General features: G+C 51.5%; 8 protein-coding genes. 2 read left to right on the forward strand and 6 right to left on the reverse strand.

What is annotated here, in order from left to right; translation table 11 throughout:
* The coding region (locus AB1690_09410) for a Wzz/FepE/Etk N-terminal domain-containing protein (GenBank protein MEW6015529.1) at positions 1 to 450 on the reverse strand (450 nt) is incomplete at its 3' end.
* A 5-nt stretch (positions 451 to 455) separates the two neighbouring features.
* Entirely contained in the window at positions 456 to 1952 is a 1497-nt protein-coding gene (locus AB1690_09415; protein MEW6015530.1) for an SLBB domain-containing protein, read from the reverse strand.
* A 253-nt stretch (positions 1953 to 2205) separates the two neighbouring features.
* On the opposite strand from AB1690_09415, the gene AB1690_09420 reads away from it, so the two are divergent.
* Positions 2206 to 3729: a pitrilysin family protein gene (locus AB1690_09420; GenBank protein MEW6015531.1), complete on the forward strand. Its 1524-nt coding sequence runs from the start codon at positions 2206 to 2208 to the stop codon at positions 3727 to 3729.
* Positions 3730 to 3745: 16 nt separating this feature from the next.
* The gene (locus AB1690_09425) at positions 3746 to 5200 is read left to right on the forward strand and encodes a pitrilysin family protein (GenBank protein MEW6015532.1); all 1455 of its coding nucleotides are present in this window, start codon (positions 3746 to 3748) and stop codon (positions 5198 to 5200) included.
* 81 nt (positions 5201 to 5281) lie between these two features.
* Here AB1690_09425 and AB1690_09430 read toward each other — a convergent pair whose 3' ends face one another.
* The 4 genes from AB1690_09430 to AB1690_09445 all read right to left on the reverse strand — a co-directional run.
* Positions 5282 to 6271, reverse strand: a complete 990-nt coding sequence (locus AB1690_09430; protein MEW6015533.1) for an RluA family pseudouridine synthase — start codon at positions 6269 to 6271, stop codon at positions 5282 to 5284.
* Between the two features lie 53 nt (positions 6272 to 6324).
* Entirely contained in the window at positions 6325 to 7758 is a 1434-nt protein-coding gene (locus AB1690_09435) for a sodium/proline symporter (GenBank protein MEW6015534.1), read from the reverse strand.
* A gap of 110 nt (positions 7759 to 7868) precedes the next feature.
* Positions 7869 to 9020 (reverse strand): hypothetical protein, encoded by a 1152-nt coding sequence (locus AB1690_09440; GenBank protein MEW6015535.1) that lies wholly within the window; start codon positions 9018 to 9020, stop codon positions 7869 to 7871.
* A 129-nt stretch (positions 9021 to 9149) separates the two neighbouring features.
* On the reverse strand, positions 9150 to 9343 hold a 194-nt coding region (locus AB1690_09445), incomplete at its 5' end, for a hypothetical protein (protein MEW6015536.1).

The raw sequence follows: 9343 nt of genomic DNA on the forward strand, positions 1-9343 counted from the left end.
CGCCGCCTTCTGCGGATTGCGGTCGGAGAACGATATTTCCAAAAGCCCCTCGTCGGTTACCCGGAAATCGGAGCGGTCTTCCAATCGGCTCAAAACATCCACTACCGACTTCATCCCGTAATGCTCTTTCAGCTTATTGGCTTCAATCACTCGGTCGGCGATACTGCGACTCTTCAGAATTCTGGCATAGATGTCGGTGGGAGTCGCCCGCACCGGAAGCGCCAGTCCCGATGTGATTGAGACATAATCCTGAATTCCGGCCCCCTGTCCCAGTTTCAATTGCTCGTCCTTGGGCGGCAACAGAAGCACCCGCGCCCGGTAATATTTCGGCAGAATAAAAGCCGTCACAGCTGACAGAATCGTAACGGTAAGAACAAAAATTACGATGAACTTTATCCGCAGCGCGATGATTTCGAGCAATCGCCAGAGGTTGAACTGGTTTTCATCCATACTATTCAGTCCGCCATATTGTCGATAGCCAGATAGACAACGCCCGCAGCCCCGGCAATAAGGGCGACATCCTTGAGCAGGTCGAGGAAACCTTTGCGCTGCGATTTAAGCGGTACCACCACGGCATCACCGTCATAAACAAAAGCTGCCGAGCCATTCAGGCTTCTCGCTCCGGAAACAGCGCGGACAATTTCCACCCGGCCGCGGTCTGCGCCCGGTGAGTAGCCGCCGGCCCGCCTGATGATATCCTTTACCGATACCCGGCTCTCCTTCAGGGTCAGCATCCCCGGATTGGCGACATATCCCAAAACGGCTACTTTTTCTGTCCTGGTCGGAATTACTATAGAATCACCCGGCACGATATCAACCTTCCCCAGATTTTCCGGGTAGTATTGACAGAGGTCCACCGCCACCGGAAGATTATGTGAGCCTGGCGGGACATTGTAATACATTTCATCTTTCAGTCGCGATGCGAAAACGACGTCGTTTCTTATGCTCCCTTTTCTGAATATGGCGCCGGAGCATACCGCCGCCTCAGGGGTGACACCGCCGGCTCTGACCAGGGCGGCATCTAAACCGATAGCCTCCTTCAAAGGATAACGTCCGGGAGAATGAACTTCGCCGGTTATCGAGAAATATCCCCCCTCATCTTCGACCGCTTTTCTTCCCACGACTATCTTGTCGCCCGGCTTCAAGAGAAATTCTGCCGCCGCGATATTGAGACGCAACTCCTGGTCGCCGCGGAAAATTAAAACAGAATCATTCTGCTGTCCGGTCACGCCGTGCGCAATTTCCAGCAATCCTCCCAGGTTATCACCCTGGCGATACTCAAAACCTCCCGCTTTTACGACTTCACCGGAAATGTGTATGAAAGCGGAGGAATCCATTATCTGCGGCACGAAAATGCGGTAACCGGAAAAGAGGTAGGGATTGGCATTCATATCTCCTACCCGTTCGTAGCGGAGTAAGTCAACCAGATACTCCCGTACACCGCCGTTGAGAGTGATATTTCTGATAGAGCCGCCTTCCAGAATGCCGCCCGCTTTTTCCAGCGCCTCGGAAACTCTTTGAGTTCCGATAAATTCGTACATTCCGGGCGCTTTTACCGCCCCTGAGACAAGAACCTTTATCGACCTGATACCTACGAGGGTAATCGAATAGGCAACATCGGGGTAATACTTGCTTATCAATTCTCGGAGACGTGCGCGGGCTTCACTCAAGATTAGATTGCCAACATCGGCGCGCCCGATGCCGGTCAGAAGTAGAAACCCCTCCGGCGATACTGTCACCTCAATAGTCGGCGAGGTGCCATCCCAGAAATCGACACGAAATCTGTCTCCGGGTCCGACAATATATTCATCCGGGTCAACCACCGAGCTGAGAGACCCCTCCTGCGCTTGAGCGGCGATTGCCAGGATTGCAATAAGCGAAACTAAAAAAAAGATTCTCGTCGGAATTTTAAGCCTGCCTCTGGAACCATTGCCGACATGTTCCGTTCTCATATTATTTAACCTGTGATATTTTCTATACTTAGCACTTTAGGTTAGAGGCTTTTTATACAAAATTCGGTCATAAAAGTCAAGATTCCTTTCCGCCGGTGATTCTGACTGATTTTGAAATCGCTCAACGAATTTGTTTCGAGTGCAAATCCAAAAGTGCCACCGCGGTATTGACATATAGAGCAAACTGATATAGTTTCGCCGTATTATTTAGATGGATATTTATAATCAAACCAATATGAGAGGAGCAACCCCGGTGAGTAAAATCCTGACTTTATTGGCGCTGGGCATCTTCCTGGCCGCCGGCGCCATGGGACAGACCGGCGCATTGAAGCTGGACGTAAAAGAGAAAACCTTATCCAATGGAATGAGAATCCTGGTGGTGGAAAATCATTCGGCGCCGGTTTTCTCGACTATTATAAAATTCAATACCGGCTCTGTCGACGAACGCCCCGGCATAACCGGTATATCGCATCTTTTGGAGCATATGTTGTTCAAAGGAAGCAAGATTTTCGGAACCGCTGATTTTGAAGCGGAGGTCCCCATCATGCGGAAAATCGATTCCCTGGCGGCGCTTCTTCATGCCGAGCAGGTGAAGCTGAATAGTCCCCTCTATCAGGCTGATTCCGCCCGCTATAAGGCAATCAAGGAAGAAATGGCGGCGCTTCAGAGCGAGCAGAAGAAATATGTCATAAAAGATGAACTCTGGAGCACCTATCTGCAGAACGGCGGCACCACGTTGAACGCATCGACGGGAAATGACGGCACCCAGTATTTTGTCTCCCTGCCCAAAAATCGTCTGGAACTCTGGGCGTTTATGGAAGCCGACCGACTTGATAATCTGGTTCTGCGCGAATTCTATTCCGAGCGCGATGTCGTCATGGAGGAGCGCCGTCTGCGCACCGAGAATGAACCGTGGGGAATAGTCTATGAAGCGCTGGGAGCAACCATGTTTTGGGCGTCACCCTATGCCTGGCCTGTTATCGGCTGGATGAGCGACCTGGAGATGGTCATGCGGGAAGAAGTCGAAGAGTATTTCAAGTCGCACTATGCCCCATCCAATGCCGTGGCGGCGATTGTCGGAGATGTTGATGCTGAAGAGGTCTTCCGGGTTTGCGAGAAATATTTCGGCAAGATTCCGGCGCAGCCGACTCCTCCGCCGGTGCGGACCCGTGATGCCGCGCAAAAAGGGGAGCGGCGTGTGGAAATTGAATTCGACGCCAATCCTATTGGGATTGTCGCCTGGCGGACGCCCGAGGTCGGTCACCCCGACCTGCCGGCTCTGTCGGTGGCGGCTAATGTCCTGTCGTCGGGTCGAACCAGCCGCTTCTACAAAAATATTCGCGAGAAAAAGCTCGGCAATGTTTCCGCCTCGGTGGACAACTCGTCCCGTCTGCCCAGCGCCTTCTATTGCTCCATCACCCCTTATGGCGAGCACAGTTTTCAGGACCTGGAAGAGGCCGTCTACGCCGAAATCGAAAAATTGAAGACCGAACCGCTTTCAGAATGGGAACTACAGAAAGTGCGCAATCAGATTGACGCCTCATTCACCCGCTCACTGGAATCGAACCTCGGCATTGCTTTTCGCATTTCCGGCAGCGAGGTTGTTACCGGCGACTGGTCGCACTTCATCAAATTGCAGGAACAGATTAAGATGGTCACAGCCGACGATGTGATGCGGGTTGTCAGTAAGTACCTGACCAAATCGAATCGCACCGTGGTGTACATCGTTAAGACCAAATCGGAAGCGGCGCCCAGCGCGGCACTGCCGTCTTACTGAGACAGGAGAAGCAACAATGAAAAAAATATTCTATTTGATGGCGATAATGGCGTTGCTGGCGACGACCGCTTTGGCGCAGACGGCGGCTTTGAAATCCCCCGGCTCCCGAATAATCGAGGGATTCAAGTATGAGCAATTTGAATTAAACCTTCCGGAAGTCGGTGTCGAGGTTGACCGGGTAGAATTGAAAAACGGCATGATTCTTTACCTGTATGAAGACCATCGCCTGCCCATCGTCAATGTTTACGGCTTAATCCGTTGCGGCTCAATCTTCGACCCGCCCGAAAAAAACGGTTTATCGGGACTGGTGGGAACGGTGATGCGGACGGGAGGCAGCCAGACTATCAGCGGCGATTCGCTGAGTATTCTCATGGAGTACATCGGTGGGACGCTGGAAACCTGGGTTCGCAGCGAGGAAGGAGGCGCTCAACTGAATGTCCTCTCCAAAGACCTCGAAATGGGGTTGAAACTCTTTGCCGACCTTCTGCGAAATCCGGCTTTCCCGCAGGAGAAACTTGACCTTGCCAAGGTCGATATCAAGAACAGCATCAAGAGACGCAACGACCAGCCCGGAGCCATTACGGAGCGGTATTTCAGCCGTACTATCTATGGCGACCATCCCTTTGGGCGTATCCTGGAGTGGGCATCGGTCAAGACAATCACCCCCGATGACATGCGTGATTATCACCGTCGCTTCTTTGCACCCAACAACATGATGATAGCTGTTTCCGGTGATTTCAAGAAGGCCGACATAATCAAGAAATTCGAGAAATATTTCGGCGACTGGAAAAAATCGGAGTTCCCGATTCCGCCGTATCCGCCGGTTGAATTCGGTTATAAACCGGGCGTCTATCTGGTCAAGAAGGATATTAACCAGGCGAATATTCGGATCGGGCAACTGGGCGTCAAACGGGGTAACCCGGATAAATATGCCATTGACCTCCTTAATTATATCCTCGGCGGCGGCTCCTTTACTTCCCGGCTGACTTCGCGGGTCCGCTCCGATGAGGGCCTGGCATATTCCACCGGCTCCAGTTTCTCGACCAACTCGCGCGATTACGGCACCTTCTACGCCTACTGCCAGACCAAGAGTTCCACTGCTTACAAAGCGACCAAAATCATTGCCGAAGAAATTGAGAAAATCAGGAACGAGGGAGTTACTGAGCAGGAATTGAAAGAAGCCCGGGACGCCGTCATCAACCGTTTCGTTTTCACTTTCGATAACCCGGCGAAAATCGTCCAAAGCCTGATGAATCTCGAGTTTGATGGATATCCGGCGGATTATTTCAAGACCTATCTGGATAATTACCGCAAGGTAAATCTGGAACAGATGAAGATGGTCGCCCAGAAATATCTTCAGTCCGACAGCCTGACTTATCTGGTTGTCGGCAAACCGGAGGCATTCGAGAAGACTCTCGATGAATTTGGCGCAGTGACCATTATTGAGCTGACCGACCCGGTGCTGGAATAAGTCTCAATGAAGCCCTATTCTCAAGGCGCTTCTGTCGCTTGACAGAAGCGCCTTTCCATTTCGCCCCCGGCAGAAACCCTCTTACAAATCAGCGTTAAGGAAGTCCAGAAGTCTTTTGAAATCGTCCGGGAGCGGACATTCAAAGGTGAGCGGGGTGTCGGAGACCGGGTGAATGAATTCCAACAGGCGGGCATGAAGCGCCTGCCGCGGCATCATCGCCAGCGCCTGCGCTGCTACCTGACGGTCTCCGCTGAAAATCGACTTGTGCCACTTGTTGCGCCCGCCATAATCGGGGTCACCGAATACCGGATGCCCCAGATGAGAAAAGTGCACTCTTATCTGGTGAGTTCTGCCGGTATGAATCCGGATATCGAGGAGGTCATAGAGACGGTACCGTTTGGTCAACCGGTACTCGGTCAGAGCCGGTCTCCCCTTCCCCGGCGATACCGCCATTTTCTGACGGTCTTTGCGAGAGCGGCTTATCGGAAGTTCAATTTGCCCGATAGTTTCTTTCAGATGACCGCAGAGTAGGGCGGTGTACTTTTTCGTGATTTTTCTTGCCTGAAACAACTTTTGCAGCGCCAGATGAGTCCGGTCGTCCTTCGCAACCAGAACCAGACCGCTGGTATCTTTATCCAGCCGATGAACAATCCCCGGCCGGTCTCCTCCGGACAATTTTGAGAGATTTCCGACATAGTTGAGAAGCGCATTAGCAAGCGTGCCGCTCTTCTGTCCGGCTCCCGGATGCACCGTCATTCCGGCCGGTTTATTTACAACCAGCAGGTAATCATCCTCATAAATGATGTCGAGGCTGATTTCTTCCGGGACTAAGAAAGATGGCGGCTCTTCAGGCACCCGGATGACAACCTTCTCGCCGCCGCTTAATAACTGATAATGCGCCGCCGGCTTGCCATCAACAGTAACCATACCAGCTTCGATAAGCCTTTGCACTTTACTCCGGGTCAGCGCAAACGATGAAGTTTGACCGATATACTTATCCAACCGGACCGGTGCTCCGCCGGTCGGATAAATAAAATCAATCACTCTGGAATAATTTTGAATTGAACTCATAATTAATTATCAGCCGAGCTGACGCAGCGGCCGCCCGGTGGCGAAGACACCAATCAGCCGGCGCGATGATTCTCTGGCGCCGTAACAAGGCTCACCAGCCAGACAGCAATCAGGGCAAGAATATAAGAAGGCGCGAGCTCATATACAAGACCGCTTAATTGCGGCGTAAAATGCCAGATAATAGCCGTCACCGTTCCGACCACCATCCCCGCCAGCACCCCCTCACGGGTCGTCTTGCGCCACCAGAGGGTAAGAAGCATCGCCGGCCCGAACGCCGCCCCCAGCCCCGACCAGGCAAATCCGACCATGGTGAACACCAATTCCTGGGAAACCAGAGCGATTATAATCGCCAATATTCCCACCACAAAGGTAATTACCCGGGATAGCGAAACCAGTCGCCTGTCGGACGCCTTTCTATTAATCAGATTATGATATATATCTCTGACCACCGCTGAGGTTGTCACCAGCAACTGGCTATCGGCGGTGGACATCATTGCCGCGATTGCCCCTGAAATCAAAATCCCTGCTAACCATGCCGGAACCAGCCGGGTCGCCATCATCGGCATTATTTTCTCGGCATCGGATACCTCCCCGCTGCCAAAAATGACCAGGGCAAATAGACCCAGAAAAATCGCCCCCCAGAAAGCGACAACCGACCAGGTAATCCCGATTAATGTCCCCCGGCGCAAATCTTCCGGGTTATTCACCGCCATGAACCGCACCAGCAAATGCGGCTGTCCCATATAACCCAACCCCCATGCCAGTCCCGAAATTATCGAAAATGCGGCAAAGATTCCAGTGTGACCTCCCAGCACGGAGAGATGGTCCCGATGAGATTGCGACAGATGCCCCACCATCTTTTCCCATCCACCAATCTCAATCAGTCCAACAAGAGGTAGAATGACAAGAGTGGCAATCATCAGGGCGCCCTGGAAGAGGTCGGTCCAGGCGACCGCAAAAAAGCCTCCCATAATGGTGTAAAAAAGTATAATCGCCGCGCCAAAGAGCATCCCCCAAAAGGTGGAAAGTCCGAACGATACATTCAGCACTTTGCCCGCGCCGATAAATTGCGCCGATACATAGAAGGCAAAGAAAAATACGATGATTATGGTGGCAAATGTCCGAATCGACCGTGAGGTGTCATTGAATTTATGCTCAAAGAACTCCGGAATTGTTATGGCATAATTATATTCCGACTCTGTTCGGAGACGGCGCGAGATGAATATCCAGGAGAATAAAATACCGCTGGTACATCCAATCGCCACCCATAACTCCGAAAGGCCAGAGACAAAAACTACTCCCGGAAGACCGAGAAGCAACCAGGCTGATTCACCTGAGGCTCTCTCCGAGAAAGTGATAACCCAGATACCCAGTTTCCGTCCCGCCAGCAGATAGTCATCGATAGTCTTATTCAGGCGCGCCGTGAGCAATCCCACCACAAATATCGCAATCAGATAGCCTGCAAAACCGAGTAGAACCGGGTTCACTGCCTGTCCTTTCGGCCCTGACAAAAAAAGTAAAATACCCCAATGGAGACCAGAATAACCGGGGGAGCGAAGAGCCAGAAATAGGTCCAGGAACTCATATTTATCTGAGATTACATCTTGGTGGGGTCGACCGGCCGCGCCTCGGCGGGACCCTTAACAGGTGGATTCACCCACTCCGGTTCAAACTGGAGCGGTTTCTCACTGGTAAAGAGATGACCGTCGCGGGCTTTTCTTACGAAGGCGTAACAGACAGATTGCCCTGTTGCGATTATGGAGAAAATATAAGCGACAACTATGACAAAAACCCCGAATAGGGAAAGCGCCATTATATAACCGGCTAAACCCGGCTCGGCGACCCCTTTCAAAAATTCTATGGTAAATCCAAATTTCAGCCCCGGTAATGCCGTGGTGAGCTGCCTGACGGCGGGACTTTGCAGTGGGAGATGAGCCGCCCCTGAGGCAAAAAGGTCGTTTATCTTCTCCCCTCCTCCCAGCTGAGTTATGAATTGCAGAAACTGCAGGGCGCGGTACGAGAAATAGGCGAAGATAAATCCGCAGATTTTTGCCGCAGCCAGCGAGTATGCTGTGATAGCCAGCCAGAGAAACGGCTGGCGCGTTATGACCGTGAAGATTTCCAGTATGGAATTAAACGCCTCCCCATGCCGGTCGGCGGCAACTGTCGCCGGCATTATCAGAACGGAAAGAGAGAGTACAAAAATTATCAAAACGGAAAATATCGCTATAATGAAATTCGGAAAAACCAAAAACAGGGCATACATCCAATCCCCTAAATACGGTATTCGTGTCAGAAACCCGAAAAGAACGCCTAAGAGAAGAATGAACCCCAGGAATATGACAATCGCCAGATGAGAAACAAAAATCTGTCCGAATCGACTCAAGGCAAATCTTATCGCCGCCAGGGAAGTGAAAAAGGGATTCCCCCGCATCATTTCGAAATCAAAAATCGAGACCCCCACCATCCCGGTCATAAGAATCCAGATTCCCAGAAGGATTCCCATTAAGTGGATAATCTTCGCCGCCGTTCCGGCAAACCAGAGGGCGCCCAGTGGAACCAGACCGTACCGCGCGAAAAATGCCGAAAGACTTCCCCCATCAAGCAGTACCGCCAGATAAGTGAAAATATCATACAGAACAAGCGCGCTCAGAATGAAAAATGAGGCAACTATAATCTTCTTGGCTTTAAGCGCCCGACCGGGTATCAGAAGAATATCGGAAAGATTGTATTCAAACTCGATTTTCATTCACTCAAAATTTGCGGTTACTTGAGCCGAAGTCAAGTACAAACTTTCGGACTCTTATCCGGGATTTCGGAACCGATGAATATTCAAGAACCGCCGCTTGCCTGAGGAGTTCGCACTTTGGGAACAGTACTACCGTCCGAACGCAAGCTCGCTATAGACCAGCGCTCCCTTTTGGCCGCAGGCAAATATCCTTCCACCGACTCTCACTATCCGGTTCAGTTCGCCTGATACCCCGCTCAGTTCCGGCACCCAATTCTTGCCGGAATCATCGGTATAAAGAATAGTTCCGTTATCTCCGACCATAAATGCCTTCTTTGAATCAA

It is taken from the genome of Candidatus Zixiibacteriota bacterium (genome assembly GCA_040753495.1).
GTDB lineage: Bacteria > Zixibacteria > MSB-5A5 > GN15 > PGXB01 > DYGG01.

Excerpts from the sequence above, each read along its gene's own strand:
- AB1690_09415 (MEW6015530.1), bottom strand. The coding sequence starts at position 1,952 with ATGAGAACGGAACATGTCGGCAATGGTTCCAGAGGCAGGCTTAAAATT.
- AB1690_09425 (MEW6015532.1), top strand. The coding sequence starts at position 3,746 with ATGAAAAAAATATTCTATTTGATGGCGATAATGGCGTTGCTGGCGACG.
- AB1690_09430 (MEW6015533.1), bottom strand. The coding sequence starts at position 6,271 with ATGAGTTCAATTCAAAATTATTCCAGAGTGATTGATTTTATTTATCCG.
- AB1690_09440 (MEW6015535.1), bottom strand. The coding sequence starts at position 9,020 with ATGAAAATCGAGTTTGAATACAATCTTTCCGATATTCTTCTGATACCC.